General features: G+C 44.4%; 19 protein-coding genes. 5 read left to right on the top strand and 14 right to left on the bottom strand.

The features are described from left to right. Nucleotides 1–10: 10 nt before the first annotated feature. The 9 genes from QUB39_RS11885 to QUB39_RS11845 all read right to left on the bottom strand — a co-directional run bounded on the left by QUB39_RS11885 (nt 11) and on the right by QUB39_RS11845 (nt 7,763). A complete protein-coding gene (locus QUB39_RS11885) occupies nt 11–778 on the bottom strand; it encodes an ATP-binding cassette domain-containing protein (RefSeq protein WP_333051635.1) in 768 nt (255 codons plus the stop codon). Nucleotides 779–902: 124 nt separating this feature from the next. Continuing rightward, nucleotides 903–1,781: a glycine--tRNA ligase subunit alpha gene (gene glyQ, locus QUB39_RS11880; protein ID WP_190660228.1), complete on the bottom strand. Its 879-nt coding sequence runs from the start codon at nt 1,779–1,781 to the stop codon at nt 903–905. A gap of 127 nt (nt 1,782–1,908) precedes the next feature. Next, on the bottom strand, nt 1,909–2,196 hold the full coding sequence (locus tag QUB39_RS11875) for an NfeD family protein (RefSeq protein ID WP_333051632.1): 288 nt from the start codon (nt 2,194–2,196) through the stop codon (nt 1,909–1,911). A 113-nt stretch (nt 2,197–2,309) separates the two neighbouring features. Beyond that, nucleotides 2,310–2,597 (bottom strand): NfeD family protein, encoded by a 288-nt coding sequence (locus QUB39_RS11870; protein WP_172191372.1) that lies wholly within the window; start codon nt 2,595–2,597, stop codon nt 2,310–2,312. A 935-nt stretch (nt 2,598–3,532) separates the two neighbouring features. Then, nucleotides 3,533–4,003: a GNAT family N-acetyltransferase gene (locus QUB39_RS11865; protein WP_333051627.1), complete on the bottom strand. Its 471-nt coding sequence runs from the start codon at nt 4,001–4,003 to the stop codon at nt 3,533–3,535. 57 nt (nt 4,004–4,060) lie between these two features. Then, nucleotides 4,061–4,702 carry a type I restriction endonuclease gene (locus QUB39_RS11860; protein ID WP_333209910.1) on the bottom strand — a complete coding sequence of 214 codons (642 nt, stop codon included), beginning with the start codon at nt 4,700–4,702 and terminating at the stop codon, nt 4,061–4,063. A 36-nt stretch (nt 4,703–4,738) separates the two neighbouring features. Then, complete coding sequence (locus tag QUB39_RS11855; RefSeq protein ID WP_333209912.1) at nt 4,739–5,788, bottom strand: DUF1611 domain-containing protein; 1,050 nt, start codon at nt 5,786–5,788, stop codon at nt 4,739–4,741. 81 nt (nt 5,789–5,869) lie between these two features. Continuing rightward, nucleotides 5,870–6,652 (bottom strand): Uma2 family endonuclease, encoded by a 783-nt coding sequence (locus tag QUB39_RS11850; protein WP_333209913.1) that lies wholly within the window; start codon nt 6,650–6,652, stop codon nt 5,870–5,872. Between the two features lie 31 nt (nt 6,653–6,683). After that, entirely contained in the window at nt 6,684–7,763 is a 1,080-nt protein-coding gene (locus tag QUB39_RS11845) for a dipeptide epimerase (RefSeq protein WP_333209914.1), read from the bottom strand. 121 nt (nt 7,764–7,884) lie between these two features. Between QUB39_RS11845 and QUB39_RS11840 the strand changes: the two genes are divergently transcribed. Both QUB39_RS11840 and QUB39_RS11835 read left to right on the top strand, forming a co-directional pair. Continuing rightward, a complete protein-coding gene (locus QUB39_RS11840; RefSeq protein ID WP_333051615.1) occupies nt 7,885–8,598 on the top strand; it encodes a hypothetical protein in 714 nt (237 codons plus the stop codon). A 48-nt stretch (nt 8,599–8,646) separates the two neighbouring features. Further along, nucleotides 8,647–9,093, top strand: coding sequence for an NADAR family protein (locus QUB39_RS11835; RefSeq protein ID WP_333209916.1), 447 nt, complete (start codon nt 8,647–8,649; stop codon nt 9,091–9,093). A 454-nt stretch (nt 9,094–9,547) separates the two neighbouring features. Here the strand turns inward: QUB39_RS11835 and QUB39_RS11830 are convergent, their stop codons facing one another. Then, on the bottom strand, nt 9,548–10,252 hold the full coding sequence (locus QUB39_RS11830) for a hypothetical protein (RefSeq protein ID WP_333051610.1): 705 nt from the start codon (nt 10,250–10,252) through the stop codon (nt 9,548–9,550). 579 nt (nt 10,253–10,831) lie between these two features. Between QUB39_RS11830 and QUB39_RS11825 the strand changes: the two genes are divergently transcribed. The 3 genes from QUB39_RS11825 to QUB39_RS11815 all read left to right on the top strand — a co-directional run bounded on the left by QUB39_RS11825 (nt 10,832) and on the right by QUB39_RS11815 (nt 13,445). Continuing rightward, nucleotides 10,832–11,011, top strand: a complete 180-nt coding sequence (locus QUB39_RS11825; RefSeq protein ID WP_333209917.1) for a hypothetical protein — start codon at nt 10,832–10,834, stop codon at nt 11,009–11,011. Between the two features lie 302 nt (nt 11,012–11,313). Next, nucleotides 11,314–11,988, top strand: a complete 675-nt coding sequence (locus QUB39_RS11820) for a Uma2 family endonuclease (protein WP_333051608.1) — start codon at nt 11,314–11,316, stop codon at nt 11,986–11,988. A gap of 116 nt (nt 11,989–12,104) precedes the next feature. Beyond that, a complete protein-coding gene (locus QUB39_RS11815) occupies nt 12,105–13,445 on the top strand; it encodes a 16S rRNA (cytosine(967)-C(5))-methyltransferase (protein WP_333209919.1) in 1,341 nt (446 codons plus the stop codon). 334 nt (nt 13,446–13,779) lie between these two features. Here the strand turns inward: QUB39_RS11815 and QUB39_RS11810 are convergent, their stop codons facing one another. The 4 genes from QUB39_RS11810 to QUB39_RS11795 all read right to left on the bottom strand — a co-directional run bounded on the left by QUB39_RS11810 (nt 13,780) and on the right by QUB39_RS11795 (nt 19,207). Beyond that, the gene (locus QUB39_RS11810; RefSeq protein ID WP_333209920.1) at nt 13,780–16,335 is read right to left on the bottom strand and encodes a penicillin-binding protein 1A; all 2,556 of its coding nucleotides are present in this window, start codon (nt 16,333–16,335) and stop codon (nt 13,780–13,782) included. Nucleotides 16,336–16,574: 239 nt separating this feature from the next. Beyond that, the gene (gene chlG, locus QUB39_RS11805) at nt 16,575–17,585 is read right to left on the bottom strand and encodes a chlorophyll synthase ChlG (protein ID WP_333209922.1); all 1,011 of its coding nucleotides are present in this window, start codon (nt 17,583–17,585) and stop codon (nt 16,575–16,577) included. Between the two features lie 294 nt (nt 17,586–17,879). Next, nucleotides 17,880–18,362, bottom strand: a complete 483-nt coding sequence (locus QUB39_RS11800; RefSeq protein ID WP_333051598.1) for a DUF29 domain-containing protein — start codon at nt 18,360–18,362, stop codon at nt 17,880–17,882. Between the two features lie 140 nt (nt 18,363–18,502). Further along, nucleotides 18,503–19,207, bottom strand: coding sequence for a helix-hairpin-helix domain-containing protein (locus QUB39_RS11795; protein ID WP_333209923.1), 705 nt, complete (start codon nt 19,205–19,207; stop codon nt 18,503–18,505). Between the last annotated feature and the right edge of the window lie 160 nt (nt 19,208–19,367).

Raw genomic sequence — 19,367 nt, 5'->3', positions numbered from 1 at the left:
CAACCAGAGTTCACCATTCTTGTTGGGCTTCAGCTTCAGCTTGAATTAAATTTTGCCGCAGTTGCACCCAATTAATTTGATGAGAGGGCAAATCTTCGATGAGCTTTCCGCGCTGTAAATGCAGAATTCGCGTGCTAAATTGCTCAGCTAATTCTAATTGATGGTTTACCATTACAATAGTGGTTTTGCCGTTTGTTAGCTGTGTCAATACTTGCAAAAGGTGGGCAGCTTTTCCTGCGTCGAGGGCGGATGTTGGCTCATCTAAAAGCAAGACTTTTGGTTGTAGGATGATGCCGCGGGCGATCGCCACGAGCTGTTTTTGGCCTGTAGAAAGCTGGAATTCGGTGCGATTTAGCCATTCTTGGGGTATGTGCAGTTGTTCGATCGCCCCGCTAATTCTCTCAGCAATGTTTGATGAAGTCACGCCCCGCAGCTTTAAAGGATAAGCCAATGCTTCTCGCACCGACATTCCCAAAAGCTTGGATTCTTGTAGGATGAGGGTGATTTGTTTGCGGAGTTCGATCGCAGGTATTTGGCGATATTCTGTATTTTCCAGATAAATCGAGCCACTGGTGGGAGTGCTGAGTCGATTTAGCAGTCGCAACAGCGTTGTTTTCCCCGCACCTGAAGGGCCAACAATTGCCACGCGAGCTCCCTTGTGTACCTGAAAGGATATATTTTCCAACAAATGACTTGAGGCGATCGGTGTTTTTAAACTAACACTGTCAATTCGCAGTTGAGGATTTGTTTCTGTATTATTTTCTGAAGAATTACGCATTGAATTAATTAAAAATATAAAAAACCGGATACCCAGATCCCGACTTCTTTAACAAGTCGGGGATCTAACAGCTAAATTAATCCGTGTATCCGTGTCCGAATCCGTGTCGTGCCATGCTTCCTGCTCAAACTTTTACAGCTTTTTCCAATGGAAAACCCAGCTTTTCGCGCTGTTCCAAATAAAGCTGAGCAACTCGCCGCGCCAAATTGCGAATTTTGGTGATGTAGCGGGTTCTTTCCGTTACCGAAATCACACCTCTAGCGTCGAGCAAATTAAAAGTGTGAGAACATTTTAACACATAATCAAGACTCGGCAAAACCAATCCTTTTTTTGTCAATTGTTCTGCTTCTTGCTCGTACAATCCAAATAGAGTAAACAGCAATTCGGGATTAGAAGCTTCAAAGTTATAAGTACACTGTTCAATTTCTCCTTGCAGGTGAACGTCGCCGTAAGTGATGCCATCTTTCCACTGAATTTTCGTCATGGCATCGACTTCTTGGAGATACATTGCGAGGCGTTCTAGTCCGTAGGTAATTTCAATGGATACGGGGCGACAGTCAATGCTACCGCACTGTTGAAAATAGGTAAATTGGGTGATTTCCATGCCGTCGAGCCAGACTTCCCAGCCCACGCCCCAAGCTCCGAGGGTGGGCGATTCCCAGTTGTCTTCTACGAAACGAATGTCGTGGTCTTCTGGGCTAATTCCTAATGCTCTGAGGGAGTCTAAATAGATGTCTTGGATGTTGGGAGGAGAGGGCTTAATTAAAACTTGATATTGATAGTAATGTTGGAAGCGGTTGGGATTTTCGCCGTAGCGTCCGTCGGTGGGGCGGCGACAGGGTTCGATGTAGGCGACTGACCAAGGTTCGGGGCCAATTGCTCTGAGAAAGGTGTGGGGATTCATGGTTCCTGCACCTTTTTCTGTGTCGTAGGATTGGGCGATCAGGCATCCTCGATCGCTCCAGAATTTGTTTAAGGTGGCAATGACTGATTGAAAGTTCACTGGTTTAAATATGGTTAGCGAGTGTCTCAACTTATTTAAGCATACAAAAGGCAGGGTTTATTTGCATAAACCCTGCCGAAATCAGATTTGGGTGTGAAAAGTTAGGCAGTTTGGATCGAGTTCTAGTTTAGTCTGCAGGAGCCAGGGAAACTAACAGAGTGATGTTGTCAACGCCGATGACATAAACGGTGTCTCCGGGTGTGAGGGTGATTTGGCGATCGCACCGTGCGGGCCACCAGCTACCTTGGAAGCGGACGCGACCAGTTTGATTCGGGTAAATCGATTCATCGACGACAGCTTCTTCGTTGAAATAGTTAAAATTGGTGTTGATGTAGTTATCCATTAAGAGATTGTTTTCTGTGCTGTAGGTGTGAAGAGAAAAAATAGAACCGAAAGCTTTTACTACGTTAAACATTTTGTTGACTCCTTTTGTGTTAAAATATATCGAAGTTTAATCGCCGATTTTGTGTTCTTTGAAAACTAGCATTTCCTGGTTAAAATTGATTACCAGGTTGTTCATGCTCTGATTTAGTCTGCGGGAGCGAGGGAAACTAACAGAGTGATGTTGTCAACGCCGATGACATAAACGGTGTCTCCCGGTGTGAGGGTGATTTGGCGATCGCACCGTGCGGGCCACCAGCTACCTTGAAAGCGGACGCGACCTGTTTGATTCGGGTAAATAGATTCATCAACTACTGCTTCTTCGTTGAAGTAGTTAAAATTGGTGTTGATGTAATTTTTGATGAGCATATTGTTAGCTGTGCTGTATCCTTGGGTAGAGAAAATCGAGCCGAAAGCTTTTACTACGTTGAACATGATATTTACTCCTGTTGTGTTAAAATATATGGGGATGTGTAATTGTCGGTTTATGCTATTTGAGAGGCTGCATTTCCTCGGTTAAGATTGATTGATTGCCTTGATATTTCATTGTTCTTGCCTTCCGTGCTTTTATCAGGATAAAAGGCAAATAATTTTTGAAATGTTGAGGGGATTTGAGAAGCGGTTGCGGGGAGTCTAAATCCAGTAATTCCGAGGTATTGAATTAAGGATTTAGTGGTTGAGCAGTTGGTGGGATTTACCTTAAGGGTAGATGTGGTTAGCTACATTAGAGATTGTCTGATTCCGCATTACTGCTGCTGTGAAAATGTTTTATTTTTGGCTTGAATTTTGGGGTTGAGTTTTTTGATTGGGTTGTGACTCACTTGCTTTACACTTACTAATTTGCCAGGAGTCCAATATCTTTGGTGCGATCGCCAGTCCACTTTCCGAGTCTGGTACTGGCACATGACACTGGTTAACCTGCAAACAACGATTTTGCAAGGGTTTCTGCCTAAATATCAGGCTGGTAGCTGTGCCAATTTAGCTAACTGGACTACCGCAAACAGTGAATTATGAACTTACGCCTTCTCGATCGCCCAATCAGGAATATCCATAAATATCTAGTCCGTAACTGACGCACCAAACCTCTAAAAACCCGGTTTCTGACAGCCAGTGCGCCATTAGGGGCCCGTAAGCGGATCAATGATATAAGCAAGTAAACTTGGCAACTCACCCACCCTCCCCATGCGATATTGAGGTGTACCTACCTATTTAGGCATAGACAATAGGCGATCGAGACTGACGCAGATATCAGGAGGCGGTAGGAGTTTTTGATCGATGCAGGTCGATCGCACCCTGTTATCCAATTATTGAACAGGTCGAACTTAAAATCCATTCATAAATTCAGAATCTTAAATTCATAAAAGTCATAATTACAGACAACCTGCTTGATACTGCATAATTCTTACAGGAATTTTGAATAAAGTTTTAGCTAATTGAGACAAACCGAACTTGAATTTAAGCGACTGCGGCAAATCTTGTACGGAAACTTCTGTGAAGCCAAAGCGAGTATAAAATGATGCGAGTCGCTTTCCCAAACATTCTAAATATAGCGGTTCTGTAGCTTGTTGAATTAAATATTTTGTGAGGTAGCTTCCCAAACCTCGATCGCGCCAATCTTTCGCCACCACCAAACTGCCCAATTCTTGCGCGCCCGCAAAGTTCCGCAACTGTCCGCAAGCTGCCAATTTTCCCTCGCATTCGATGACCCAGAATTGCTCCCAGCGCAACTGAGTTGGATCGAGTTTGGCGCCCCAAACTAAGATTCTAATTGACCTCATATCTTGCTCTGAGGCCGGGCGGAGGACGAATCCTGACTGCAACTCCAAAGAATTTTCATTCATTGTGATTTTTGTTGGCTGTCTCGTTTAGTTTGAGTTCTCAACAGCCTTATTATGTATTTAAGTATAAGAGGTGTTACTGGAAATTATACCAGCTAGCCGCTTCAAAATGCGAAAGACTTCGTAAAGTTCGTTTCCTGGACTCCCAATATCGAAAAGTTTAGACACGCCATACTGCGGTGTGCCTTGTTTGGTCACTTTGATAAATCGAAAGCTGCTGCCATTTGTCAGAAGCCCAAATGTTACTTGTTCTGGACTGGGGTCATTCAGCATATAAAATAGTAACTGAGGAAGTCCAGCTTCAACGGAATATTGTGCTCGCTTCGCTTCGATCGCAACTACCCAAAAAGATTCAATTAAAAGCAGAACATCAATACTTCCCCTGACAAGTATACCTTCATCCACGGTGACAAGTTCCACCGATTTTTCTGCTTCTATATGAAAGGGATTCAGGTATAAATCTGCTAAAAATAGCAAGGGAGCAAGTACCACCATTTTTACGGTATCTTCTATCATGGAGTGGTCGGCACTGTTAGTATAGCCAGCCTTTACTTTGTCAAGATATCGCTTTTCTTCATCTGTAATTTCTGGTAAATCGTCCATCCACTCCCGGAAAAATTGCTCGTCTTCACAAAGTTGGAAGTTAAATTTTGTTTTGACATCGTGCAGAGTCAGTGTTTTTGCTTGAATTGATTGTGTCATGGCTTTGCATCTTCAATTGAAATTTATTGTAGCATACTAATTGTCGATCGCCTCCCACAAAACCTCCGCGCCAAACCTTACCGGATCGGTACAAGGCAATCCCGTTTCTGCTTGAACTTCAGCTATTGCTAACAGCGCATCTGCCTCATTTAAGTGATGAGTGTTGAGGGCGATCGCGCTCACTTTTCCCCCTGCAAAAGCACCCGCAGCCGCAGCTACCATTTCGTACAATTCCACCACTTTTGATAACCTGGGAATCGATACGTGCGGGTGATTGCGAATGCTAGTTTGTCCGGCTCTGTGCGCTAAAATTAAGTGAGTTGGCTGCGAACCCCGCAGCAGCGGCAGAGTCGCCGTCGAACCGGGATGCAATAGCGAACCTTGCCCTTCTACGTGCAGAATATCGCATTCAGAACCCAATTTTATCGCCATTTGTTCGACAGCACCAGCGGCGAAATCAACTCGCACTGCATCCAAAGGAAGGCCTTCATTTCCGATCATTAAACCAGTTTGTCCGGTTGCCAAAAATTTGGAACGCAAACCCCGCTGCAAGCAAGTGCGATTGAGTTCCAGACTGGTTGACATTTTGCCAACGCTCATATCTGTGCCGACAGTTAATACGCGGCGACAACTTAATTTAGCCGCAGCAGCAGAGGCGATCGCACCGACAGATTTCGGTTCCTGACGCACGTCCCAAATCCATTGATTTTCGGTTAATGGAACTGTTACCAAAGGTGCAAGTTTCGCGTGCAAACCGTTGACAACGGACAAACCCGCTGCTACCGCTTGATTAATTTCTGGCAGCCATTCTGCCGGCAAAACACCGCCGGAAGGAGCGATACCAATTAACAGAATATCCGGCGCAAATTGCAGTGCTTCTGCAACGGAAGCAACTATCGGTACTTGTTGAGGAATGCCAGTTAATTCAGGTAAAGATTGTCCGGCACATTGGCTGTCTATTACTGCTACAGTTTGTGCTTCGCTGTAGCGCAAAAATGCTAAACCTGTTTTGCCGGAATGGCCGAGAATTCCCTCGTGCAGCAGGATTGCAACTTTACCATTTTTGATCGAATAATTTTTAGTCATTGGTTCACTTTTGAGACGGGCGATTTTAGATTTTAGCTTCAATCTAAAATCTAAAATCTAAAATCTAAAATCGATTGGGTGTTAGCTGTGATTTGGGTTCATGGTAAGATCATTCGGATCTTCTCCCAATTCTCGCAATCTGGCCTCTAGTCGCGAGGCTCGCTGGCGTTCCTGTTCCGCTTGTTGTTGAGCGGCTTCGGCTTGTTGTTGAGCGGCTTCCTCCGGCAACAAAACTAAATTGCCAGATTCATCGAAAAAACGCACCCAAGTCGCAGTTTCTCGATCGACAATTCCTTCCCATGTGCCCAACCAAAAACCTAACGTTTCGCACCACAGCCAACCCTGTTCGTTGGGTACTAACTGCTGATAGCGCAGGTTGGAATCTAAACGCCATCCTTGCAAAGAATTGGGCTCGAAAGGATCGAAAACAAAGTAATCAGGAGTTCTAAAAACCTGCTCGTAAATATCCTTTTTTTTCCCTGTATCCTGATTTGCCGTTGACGGCGATAGCAGTTCCACAATGACATCCGGGTAACGTCCGTTTTCTTCCCAAAGTACCCAGCCTTGTCGGGAAGTATTGCTGTCAACACCCAACACAGCGAAAAAATCCGGGCCTCGGAAATCCTGATTGCGAATCTGTTTAGCGCTGTAATAAATAAACATATTGCCACCGACAAAAAAATCGTTCCGGTTAGCTAAACCTTGTTCTACGGAACGGATTAAAACGGTCATTGCTATACGGTGGCGGTTGCTTTCCATTTCTGCACCATCATCAAAAATTAAATCAGTCGGTGGTTTATGTTCTTCAAAAAAAAGTTTGGCTTCTCTATCAATTCCCTGTCCTATTGATTCTACTGGTATCATACTATCTCCAGATTTATCTTGAGCGATACTTCTATTCTACAATCTTCATTCGCTGCACTCCCAATCCCGATCGCCCGTTTGGCAACAAACACCCATTTTCGACGATCGCACCGGTGAAAGGATCGTCTAATAAATTTAAGTGACTGTCCAAATCCAAATAGTCAGCTAGCGGTGAAAGTTGTGCTGCTGCTGTATTTGCGATCGCGCTATCTGAATAGCAGCCGAACATTACTTGCAAATTGCAGGCTTTGGCTGTGTGAATCATCCGCATTGCTTCAGTCAATCCGCCTGACTTCATCATTTTGATATTGATGCCGTGAACGCAGTGCGCTAGCTTGGGTATATCGGAACTATTAAAGCAACTTTCATCAGCAAAAATTGGCAGGGGCGATTGACGGTACAGTTCTGAGAACTCATCCATATCTGCGAGGGGTGAAAGCGGCTGTTCAACATAATTTATCTTGTATCTTTCCAGCCAGTGACACATCTCGGCTGCATCTTTTAAACTCCAACCGCCGTTAGCATCTACACTGATTTTAAGGTTAGGTGGTGCTTCCTCTAGCACTGCTATTAACATAGCTTTGTCGGCTTCGATTCCTGCGGGATTTCCTAATTTAACCTTAACGGCGCGGTATTTGATGCTTGCTGGATCTGTCGCATCTTTACCAAACCAATCGCGCACTCTTTCTCTTGCACTCCTCGGCGAATTAATGCCGATTGTGACGGAGGTGGGGACGATGCCCGATCGATCTAATCCCCACATTTTCCACAGGGGCAAGCCTGCTTTTTTGCCCAGCCAGTCGTGCATTGCCATGTCGATGCCGGCGCGGGCGGCTGAGGGTAAGTTGACCTCTGTTAATACTTGTTCGATTTTTTGGCGATCGAACGGAGTAAACTTTTCTAGCAGCGGTGCAACTTCCTGCAATGCAGCTAGCAGAATTTCGGTAGTTTGGGGCCGAGAACCTGTGGAAAAAGGCGATGCTTCTCCCCAACCTTCGATGCCTTCGTGTGCTAATTTTACCCATAAATTCGTACTTTGGGTTGTTGTACCGCGGCTGATGGTAAGGGCAAACCGCTTGCGGACAGTGAAAGTTTCAATTTGAACGTGCATTGTCAGTGATTGGTAATTTTTTGTAGATAAAAATCCGAGGGGACGGATTGCGCCGCTATTGCCATTTTTTACTTTTTACTTTATAGTTTGATTTTGCTTGTTCTAGTTTATCAAAAATTTGATGAAATTCATTATTTCTGTTTCGCCGAAGAGAGTTGCTTTCTCTCTCAGCATTTGGGTGCTCTTCTTTGCTGTTGCTGGTTGCATCGTACAAGTTCTGCGGTACGGTTTCAACTATCAAGAACGCTGGATTAGTTTGTTTAACTTAGACAGAGAAATAAATTATCCTTCGTGGTACTCGTCATTTACTTTGCTGTTTTGCGCGATTTTGCTAGGTATTATTGCTAGTGCTAAGAAGAAGGAGGGCGATCGGTATTTTGGACACTGGAAAGCGCTGGCGTTCATCTTTGTATTTTTTTCTTTAGATGAAATCTTGAGTTTGCACGAAATATTAATTATTAACGACTTGCGAAAAGCACTGGATTTAGGGGGCATTTTTTACTTCATTTGGGTAATTCCGGGGGCGATTTTTGTTGCGGTTACTGCGCTGGCTTATCTCAAGTTTCTCCGGCACCTACCCCGAAAAACAAGGGATTTATTTTTACTGGCAGGCAGTATATATGTCGGTGGAGCACTTGGCATGGAAATGGTTTGTGGCTATTATGCAGATGCGGTTGGCCAGCGAAACTTGATCTACGGTTTGTTGGCTTCTGTTGAGGAAATTTTGGAAATGGTAGGGGTGATAGTATTTATCTATGCCCTGCTGTCTTACATCGGTTCCTATCTTGAAACTATTGATTTGCGGTTGAAGATAGTGGATAATCCACAGAGGTAAAACTGACTATAAACCAAGATTATTAACGAAATTGAAATCGCAGACTTTATGGCTATATACTTCTACACCACTGCCAGCGAATACGGCTGTTTTTCTAATTTTTCCAGTCATGGATTCGAGTTAGACGGAGAATATTGGCCAACTACCGAGCATTATTTTCAAGCACAAAAGTTTCCCAAAACGGCTCATTGCGACCAAATTCGCCAAGCAAAAACGCCGAAAGATGCCGCAAAAATGGGGCGCGATCGCTCTCGTCCCCTCCGCAAAGATTGGGAAAAAGTAAAAGATGATATCATGCGAAAAGCCGTACTCCGAAAATTTGAAACTCATGCCGAAATTAGAGAAATTTTACTCGCTACAGCGGATGAGGAAATAGTCGAAAATTCCCCAGTTGATTACTATTGGGGTTGCGGTAAAGATGGCAGCGGCAAAAATATGTTGGGCCAGATTTTAATGGAAGTAAGGGAAATATTGCGAAAACGCACGTCAGAGTAAAACAGAACTTAAATTTCCCAAACTAAAGCAGGACTTATTTAATCCTAAGTCCTGCAATGCTCGTCAGCGAGCATTTCCTCAATTTTCTTAAACACTGAACTCATAAATCGGCATGAGCAACTGTCAAAACTTGTGTCAATCTCGTCGGGCTGTTCTAGTAGAGGGTTTAGCCTCTCCTCAGAGACTGCGAAGCAGGGGAAACGGTAAAAACCCTGCACCACTTTTTTTGTTTTAACAACTACTCTCAACCGGAATTAACTTTTTTCGTCGCAAGTACAGCATTGTTAGCCCGTCGCCTCCCGGACACCGTTCCCCTAAAGTTGGCGATTCACAGGTAAAACAGCAAAACACCTGTTCTGGTTAAACTTTGTTTTTTATTGATGCTGTATCTTTACTATTGTGTACGATTTGTGGAAAGTGTCAGCACTCGTTCAGAATTCTTTACATTTGTGATTTATTTGGATACCATCGCGCCACTCTGTCGCAGTTGCTGTTGAATTCTATTAAATTCTTTCTGTTCTGCGCTTAGCAAACTATTGTCGATCGGCGATCGCATATCCCACTGCAATTCGGACAATAACAACAAACAGCCGGCCATAATTATGCCTGTGGTTAGATATTGCCAAGGTGCAACAAAAGTTAATAGAGGGATGCTAAATAAATGAGTTAGTCCAATCAGGAGAAAAGTGCGCGATCGCAAACCGAGTCCCGTCAACAAATAGCCGATCGCGCTCAATCCCAACCACAAATCGCAAAGGTGCAGTAACAAACCTCCCCAACCGGCAAAAATACTGCAATCCGTCAGAACCAAACCAGTTATCATCAAAATCGCCCAAGAGTAAAGAATCCAGCTAACACGCTCGACTCTTACCCAAAACAAAGTCAAAACGGCCATTACCGCAGTGCCAATTAGAGTCAAAGTTGACCACAAAATCGCCTGAAAGCTCCAACTGAGGGGGAAAAACTGAGCCGTAAAAAAAATCCCCCCTGTCACCAAACCCCAAAGCAGAAAAGTTTGGTCGATGCGGGTATAAAATCCTGAGAAAAGAGTAATATTTCCAATTTGCCAGCGGAGTTGCAACAGGCCTTCGATGTCTTGTACGTCGAGATGTTCCTGTTTGCAGCGGATTAGGGGTTCGGAGGCGTTGAAAAAGGTCATCCAGTGTTGGGGAAAGTATGAAGTTTTGTGTATTGTAACAAATCTTAAAGTAGATTTTTTATATTTTTTTTGTTCCCCGGCTCTGCCGGGGGACGCAGATTTGGAGGCTCTGCCTCCCGCGAGTCTATGACTTGCGAGGCTCTTCAAGAGTGATATCGGTTCCCCGGCAGAGCCTGAGAACCACTTAATCTGCTGATTAATGATTTATTGTGCCTGCTGTTCACACCACAGATTCAAAATTGCTTACCACTCCCGCAGTAGCCTTTTTGCTTCTGTCAAAAGGATCTCCGTGCTTTCTGGTTCTGCATCTTCTTCACCTGTGGGCCATAGTTCTGTAATTACAATACGGTCGGTATAAAGTTCAGCATCTATACAATTGCCAGTCACTTCAGTTACTTTTACATCCCTCATATTTTGCTACATTCAATTTTATCAATAATTTCTAGGTATATTTGTCCTTTCGTAGACCGAGCTTCTTCAAGAAAAGCTGCTAGGAGATAACTCCGAGGGGGTAATTGTCGATCAAAAATAGCGATCGTTTGTCCGCTATAAGGAATGAGAATTAAATAACTTCCACTCTTGAAATTGGGATGGGCGGGACGCCCATCCTTTTTGGACGGGCGGGACGCCCATCCCACAATAACAATTAAAATTGTAAGTTATTTAATTCGCGTTCCTAAGAAAACAAAGGGCGACAGACGAGTTTTGCTAGAACTTCTCATAGAAGAACGCAATTTACAGCACTTTCCAGGTAAGTGAAGTACAGAGAAACCGGGTTTCTTGAATAAAACCGGTTTCTGGCGAGAAATCCAGAAGAAACCCGGTTTCTGGGGTGTACTTTATAAACCTGGAAGCCGCTGTATTAGAACCATGGGTGTCAACAAAACCCGAATAAGTAAAACAGGACTTACGCACTCCGACAAAGAAACCGGGTTTTTTACCTAATCTGCCGATTGCAACGAAGTCTTTTCGTGAAAAACCCGGTTTCTGGGCCCCCTGGGTAAGTCCTATAAAATCGATCTAAAATAGAAATTGATGCTACTAGCAATGGAGTCATCCCCATGACAACAACAATTCCCTCTCAAACTTTGCCAGAAATCATCTACCCAGACAGCGACGGAAAACCCATGTCTGACAACACCAAACAGTTCCAATTAATAGTAAAAATTCAAGGCGGAATAGATGCCTTATTCAAAGACCACGAAAATGTCTTTGTAGCAGGTGATTTGCTGTGGTATCCTGTCGAAGGAGATAACAAAACTTGCCAAGCACCTGATACTATGGTAGTGTTTGGCAGACCGAAAGGTTACAGAGGTTCCTACCAACAGTGGCTTGAAGATAATATTGCGCCGCAAGTTGTCTTTGAAATCATTTCCCCTGGCAACCGCATGGGAACAATATTTAAGCTTTTTAAGTTTTACGATAATTATGGGGTTGAAGAATGTTATTTCTACGATTTAAAGGATAATGAGTTAATGGGTTGGGTGCGAAGTGACGGAGAACTCAACTATATTGAATCAATGGAGGGTTGGGTAAGTCCGCGTTTGCAGACACGTTTTGAAACTGCATCGGGAGATTTAGAAATTTATCGTCCCGATGGACTCAAGTTTTTGTCTTATGTGGAGTTATCAAGACAAATGGAACAAGAACGAGAGGAGAAAGAGTTAGTACAGCAAAAAGCCGATCGCCTTTCAGAAAAACTCCGAGAAATGGGGATAAATCCAGAGGAAATTTGAAACTTTTAGAGTCCTGGACGCACGGGTGGTCAGAAACCGGGTTTTTCACCGAATCTGCGGGCTGTAACGAAGTATTATCGTAAAAAACCCGGTTTCTAGGTCTCCATATCTTAACCATGCAAAATCCCCGCCAAATAGCTTTTCTCGCACTCCGCGAAGTCCACCGCCGCGGTGCATTCGCAGATGCCGCACTCGATCGCGCTTTCAGCAATTCTCAACTCAACGACCTCGATCGGCGTTTAGTCACAGAATTAGTTTACGGTAGCGTCAGGAGAATGCGATCGATCGACTTCATCATCGACAAACTAGCGACAAAGAAATCCTCCCAACAACCGCCCGAACTCCGCACAATCTTACATTTAGGGTTATATCAACTCGAATATCTCAACCAGATTCCCCCCTCCGCCGCCGTCAACACCACCGTTCAACTAGCAAAAGAAAACGGATTTTCAGGACTCAGCAGTTTTGTCAACGGTTTGTTGCGCCAATACATCCGTTTAACAGATAACGACTTAAACCCATTAACAGTTACCAATTATAAATCACCCGTTGAACGCCTAGGAATTTTGCACAGCTTCCCCGAATGGCTAATAGAATTGTGGATCGAACAAATAGGCGAAACGGAAACAGAACAACTATGTGAATGGTTCAACCAATCCCCCACAATTGACGTGAGAATCAATCCTTTAAAAAGCTCGATCGCCCAAATAGAAACCGCCTTCAAATCCCAAAACATCTCAACTAGCAGAATCCCCAACTTGCCACAAGCATTAAGACTAAATGGCAGCATCGGCGCAATTCAAAACCTCCCCGGATACAGCGAAGGTTGGTGGACAATCCAAGACAGCAGCGCTCAATTAGTCACCCATTTACTAGCGCCCCAGCCAGGGGAAACTATCATCGACGCCTGCGCCGCGCCGGGGGGAAAAACCACCCACAGCGCCGAATTAATGCAGGATGAAGGCACTATTTATGCCTGCGACAAAACCGCCAGCAGACTCAAAAAACTTAAAGAAAATGCAGACAGACTCCAGATGAAATCCATTAAAATTCATACCGGAGACAGCCGCCATTTCCCAGAGTTTGTTAACCTCGCAGACAGAGTTTTACTAGACGCACCTTGTTCCGGCCTCGGAACCCTCCACCGCCGCGCCGACGCCCGCTGGCGCCACACGCCCGAAAACATTCAACAACAATCTCAACTGCAATCGGAATTGCTAGCAAATGCAGCGACATTTGTCAAGTCCGGCGGCGTATTAGTGTATGCAACTTGCACAATTCATCCCTTGGAAAATGAAACAGTTATTCGATCGTTCTTAGACAGCAATCCTCACTGGCAAATCGAACCGCCAACAATTGATTTACCAGTACAGCCATCACCCGAAGGATGGGTGAAAGTTTGGCCGCACAGACATCACATGGACGGCTTTTTTATGGTGCGGATCAAACGAGATTAGATTTTTTTGTACATTATATCATGTCCGGTCGATTCCCTCCGCTTCGCTTCGCCCGAAATTAGGTAGGGGCGGGTTCACCAATAATATCTGCCAATAATGGACAATCTCAAAAACCCGCCCGGCCGGGATATTATGGTCAATCGAGCGGACATGATATTAGACATCTCCAGAAAAGCCAGTTTTGAACAGGCAGGATGCCTGTTCCACAATAATTATGGGAGAGGTATATTGAAATTTGCCGTTGGGTGAGGGCGGGTTTATGAGATTATTGGTTTTAGGCGATTATTGTTCGTGAAACCCGCCCCTACGGGTGGCAATTGTTGGTAAAACCCGCTTAATATCCCGGCTCTTGATAAGCAGGCTCTTGATAAGCAGGCTCTTCCCACTGGCGATACCGGGGTTGAGGATTGGGATTGTAAGGTACGATCGCACCATCCTCATTCACAATCATTCCCCGAATAATCCTCTTAGGCTCCACCGGTTTAGCCTTAATACTGCCTTTGCGGCCCTCCAACTCCGGCAACTTAGGAAACTTCTCTACCGGCATTCCCTTAACAATTTGACTCATAAAATCGCGCCAATTGTAGGCCGCCGTACCGCTAGTTCCCCAGGTGGGATAATTATCATCATTTCCTAGCCAAACTCCAGTCACAACCTGTGGAATGTAACCAATAAACCACAAATCCCGGACATTTTCCGAAGTACCAGTTTTGCCTGCTACAGCGCGATCGTTTAAAGCCGCAGGCCCCCCCGTACCGTCTTGCACAACACCCTCCAACATCCAAGTAGTAATCGCAGCACTATCCTTATCCAAAACCCGCTTCGGTTTAAAATTAGCCTGATAAATCACATCTCCCCGCTGATTAATCACCCGCTTAATTCCGTGGGCTTCAATAAAATTCCCTTGCGCTGCTAAAGTACCGTAAGCATTGGTTAACTCCAGCAAATTCACCTCTGAAGATCCCAAAGCCAGGGAATAAATCGGACTCAATTTCGACTTAATTCCCATATCGTTGGCTACTTTGATCGCCGGTTCAAACCCCACATCCATCAACACCTTCACAGCTACGACATTCACCGAACGCGTCAAAGCATCAGAGATCGATCGCCAACCGCTAAATTTTTTGCCATAATTATTCGGTTGATAGCCGTCGATAATAATTGGTTCGTCTTCGTAACCGTCATAGGGAGAAAAACCAGCCGCCATCGCCGCGGCATAAACCAACCCTTTAAACGTCGATCCGGGCTGCCGCAAAGCCTGCGTAGCGCGATTAAATTCACTTTCCTTAAAATTTCCACCTCCTACCAGGGCCTTAACTTCCCCAGTCTTAGTGTCCATAGAAACTAAAGCGGCCTGTTCAAAACCCTGACGGCGGCCATCAACTTCGATCGCATCTTTAACCACCTTTTCCGCTATTTTCTGCCACTTCAAATCCACCGTCGTCTCAACAGTCAAACCGCCAGCTTCCAAAGCATCCTGAGAAACATAGCGTGGCAATTCCTTCCGAATGTAACTAGCAAAATAAGGCGCGACCACTTTAAATCGCTTCGGCGGACTTGGTTTAACGGCGATAGGTTCCGCCATCGCCGCCTTCGCCTCAGCCTCTGTAATTACCTTCGCTTCCTGCATTTGTTGCAGCACAAGATTGCGGCGTTGCTTAGCAATATCGGGATTAACCAAAGGCGAATATTCGCTCGGTGCCGGGGGCAAACCCGCTAAAGTTGCCATCTCTGCCAAAGTTAATTTATCGACTGTTTTGCTAAAGAAAACCAACGCTGCATCTGCCACTCCGTAGGCATCTGAACCCAAATAAACCAGATTTAAATATCTTTCTAAAACTTGCTCTTTACTCAACTCCCGCTCTATTTTTTGAGCTAAAAGAGCTTCTCGAACTTTCCGCCTAATACTTCTTTCCTGATTGAGAAAAACAACGCGAGCCAATTGTTGCGTAATTGTACTGCCGCCCTGCACTAAATCTCGCGCGATCAAATTAGAAACAATCGATCGCACAATACCTTGATAATCCACCCCGCGATGTTGATAAAAACGGCGGTCTTCTATGGCAATAAAAGCTTGAACCAAGAGTTCGGGAATTTCTTTAAGTTTCAGTTTATCTCTAGTTGCAGGCCCCGACTGCAACAAAATCGTATTATCTGCTGCCTTAATTGTCAGCGTTCCGTCGCGGTTAAACGCTGACAAATCGTTAACATCTGGCAAACCTTTGTCTAAGGTGTACAAAATCCATAAACCGTAGATTAAAGCGCCCCCGCCTATACTTACCACACCTAAACTTATCCAAAATCTAGGGCGGCGGGAGATCCGTTTTTTAGTTTTTTCCTGCGGTGCGCTATTTTCCTGCGGTGTGCTAATTTCCTGTAGTTCCGTATGTCTCTGCAGTTGGGTGTTCTGCGATTCGCTATTTTCCGGCAATTCGCTACTATCGGATTTTTGGGGTGATTTAGTTCCCAGCAAACTTAATCCCGGCCCCAACAATTCTTTTCCCTTGGTTTGCAAGCTGGTAACTTGAGGTTCAATTTCCAACCAAGCAATTAAGCGCTTCAACCCTTGCCAATTGCGTTTGACTATTGGATATCGAGCGTATTCTGGCTCTAAATATTCTGACTCTAAATATTCTGAGTCTAAATATTCTGAGTCTAAATATTCTGACTCTTCTAGAGATGCAGCATCTTCTGATACCACATACTCGGAGCGCTCATCCCTTGTCCGTGGAGAAAATTCCGCCTCCGATTCCGGCGAGTTGAGCTTATTGCCCTTCGCAGCCTTCGGCGGTTCTCGATCGGAATTACCGCTTATTGCGTTAGTGACTTTGCTCAATGTATCTTTGATATTTGAGAAAAATTCTGCCACGATCAGACCTTCAAACCTCATCAAGTCCGATTAAAAATTAAAAATTAAAAAAGCTAGCCTTCTTCAATTCTTAATTTTTAATTCGACATTTTTTCTTGAATAACACGCTGCCTTGAATTAGTTTTTTTGAATTAAAAAGTTTTTAATTCAAAACTCAAAATTCAAAACTTTTCTTAACGCTGCAGAGCTTGGTATTTTTTTGAGAAGTGAATTAGATTTTTTGAATTCAAAATTTTTTAACTCAAACCTCAAAACTCTGCTTAACTCGCATGACCCAGTGCCAAGGCTGCTACCAGCATACCCAAAACCAGGAAAGGCTGAGCACTTGCCTGATATTTAACATCATTTTCCAGGGGATTACGCAAAAAGTACATATCCTGAAAAGTAATTTGGGGAATTATCAGCAGCAGCAGAATGACAGCGTAAAGGTTTTGGTGGATGCTGATCAGATAGCCTGCAATCCCAGCTTGAAAGATGTCGATCATCAAAACGCAAATCCAAGCTGCGGTGCTGATGCCAAACATCACTGGTAAAGATTTTAACCCTAATTGCCGATCGCCCTCAACACTTTTGAAATCATTGACGATCGCAATTCCCAGCCCAGCCAAACTGTAAAACAGGGTCAAGATCATAATGGTCGGATCTAGTGTACCAAACAAAGCTTGACCCGCCCACCAAGGCAGGGCAATGTAGCTAGCACCCAGGGCATAATTTCCCAACCAGCCATTCTGCTTGAGTTTCAGCGGGGGCGCAGAGTAGATATAAGCTAGAAACGCGCCGCCGAGAGTCAAAACAGTCATTATCGGGAATTCATGACCCGCCCACAAGTCTAGAGCATAAGCCACCCCAATGCCAGCGCCTAATAATACCAAAATTTGCGTTACTACTTGGGGAATCGAGATGATACCGGAGGGAATCGGACGGTAGGGCTCGTTAATGGCGTCGATTTCGCGATCGTAAAAATCGTTCAAAGTTTGAGTGTACCCGGTCAGCAACGGCCCTGACATCAACATACAAGCTGCTGCGATCGAGAAATTCTCTAGATTCCAAACATAGTTTCCAGAAGAGGCCGCCCCGCACACCACGCCCCAAATCAGGGGAATCCAGGTAATCGGTTTCATCAATTGCAAGCGAATCTTCCAGATGGAAGTTTCCCCGCTAGCGGCCCCTTTCATGCCCAACAGTTGCCGAGTTTTGGAACTGCGGTTTTCGGTAGCAGCACTTTCCGGTGCAGATTCTGGGGAGATTGGGGAGGGAGGAGAGTCAGACATAAGTGTGATGTTAGCGGTACTGCTACTATTGTGTCGTTCTGCGTTTCAATAATAATTCTGATAGGATACCACTGATATTTAAGGCATCGTCTTGAAAACTTACCCCGTCTTGGAGTTAATGCTAGGGAAAAGTACGGGTTTCATCAACTTATTTTAATATCATTATTCTGTGTAAATGTCAAGAGGATAAATACTTTTTTTAATAATTTTGCTGGGCCCGCCTGCTTGGGGAGATTTTTGCCAGCCGGTGCATTGAATGTCAATTACCAGGAGGCGATCGAGTTTTTTGCCATACTACCCTTGAATCATCTCATCTGCCAGAAAATCTGGCAAAAATTCAGAATCTAGAACCTCGACCCAAGTGTAGATACATAATTGCGGAAACGTTTCTACAGGCAATCCAGTTTCAGCAATTGCTTGTTCTGCTGCATCCGCATAGCATTCAGTCAATACCTCTTCAAGATATGGTTTGAGACTGGGGGAATCTTTGATAGCTTTGCGAATGCGTCTGCGATGTTCGGCAATGCTGCCTTTCCAACTACCGCTTCTTTGATCCGGTTGAAATTGCCACTTAAGCAAGTGCAGGAGAATTACCACCAGATTACTCTCTAAACTCCGGCGTTCACTTCGCCCCATGTCTTCTATTTCTGCAATCAGATTTTCCCAGTCGATGTTTGAATAGTCGCGATCCCGCAACTTTTCCACAGTAGTTTCAATCCATCTCAGGTAATCTGTATCATACAATTTTTGTCGTTCTACTTCTAATTTTGTCGTCATAATACTTTTTAGTTGGGCCGGGGCGGGTTTACGAGATGATTAGTTTTAGGCAATTATTGTTGGTCTAACCCGGCCCTACAAGGTTCGATCGCATATTATTGTTTGTTTTTTTTGCTTTGGACTTACTTAACAACTGTAAATCAACAAATATGGCGGTATGAATCAAAAGGCAGTCCCGTCCGCCGCTTGACTTCGACAACTGATTTGTAAGCGCCTTTTCTCTGCCTTTCTCTAACTATTTTTTCCGCAACATATCGATCTAAACCGCTGGCGATTAACTCTTCCGGCGAAAGAATATTTAACCGTTTCCAAGTAAACTGCGATTCTTTTTGATAATTGTAGCTGAAGCAAATCATCGGGGCGATGCGTCTGACGTGACTTTCGGGAACTCCTGCTATTTCTGATAACTCTTCGGCGTAGGTAAAAATGTAGCCTTCGTTTTGCAGAGATTCAATATCGTTGGCGTAGACGATCGGCAAACCCAAGATTCTGACCATATCGTCTTTGGTACACTCATTAATATCTATTTTGCCGCGCACGTTTGCCAATTCTTCGGCATTCGTCGCACTCGCCGGAACCAGTAAACCTCTGGGTGCGGTTTTGATGAGATAGCGCTTTTTCAAACTAAAAGCAGTAACAATTTGAGCAATCCACACGATCGTACCCAAATTAGTTGAAGAAGATACCGCTAGTGCTGCTAAAGTAATGCCAACACCCCATCCCATCCAACTACGAATATTTGACTTTTGGCCTGCATAGGCGATCGCCAATCCGCCGAAGTAGGGAATAAAAGAATACCACACCCAATTTGGAGTTTGACGTAGCCAGTATAAATCTTGAGACACTTTAATTTTATCCTTAAATAATAGTTGTGATCTCACACTTACTTATTTCACTCCCACTTTTTTAATAGTGGGCTTTCTTCTACCGTAAGGATTCAGGTCTGAAATTCGGGAATGAGGTCAGGCATAGGAAAGTAGTCACAAGAATGGGCATTCATAGCCT

It is taken from the genome of Microcoleus sp. AT8-B5 (assembly GCF_036705565.1).
Classification (GTDB): domain Bacteria; phylum Cyanobacteriota; class Cyanobacteriia; order Cyanobacteriales; family Microcoleaceae; genus Microcoleus.
This window is presented reverse-complemented; position numbering and strand designations above follow the sequence as displayed.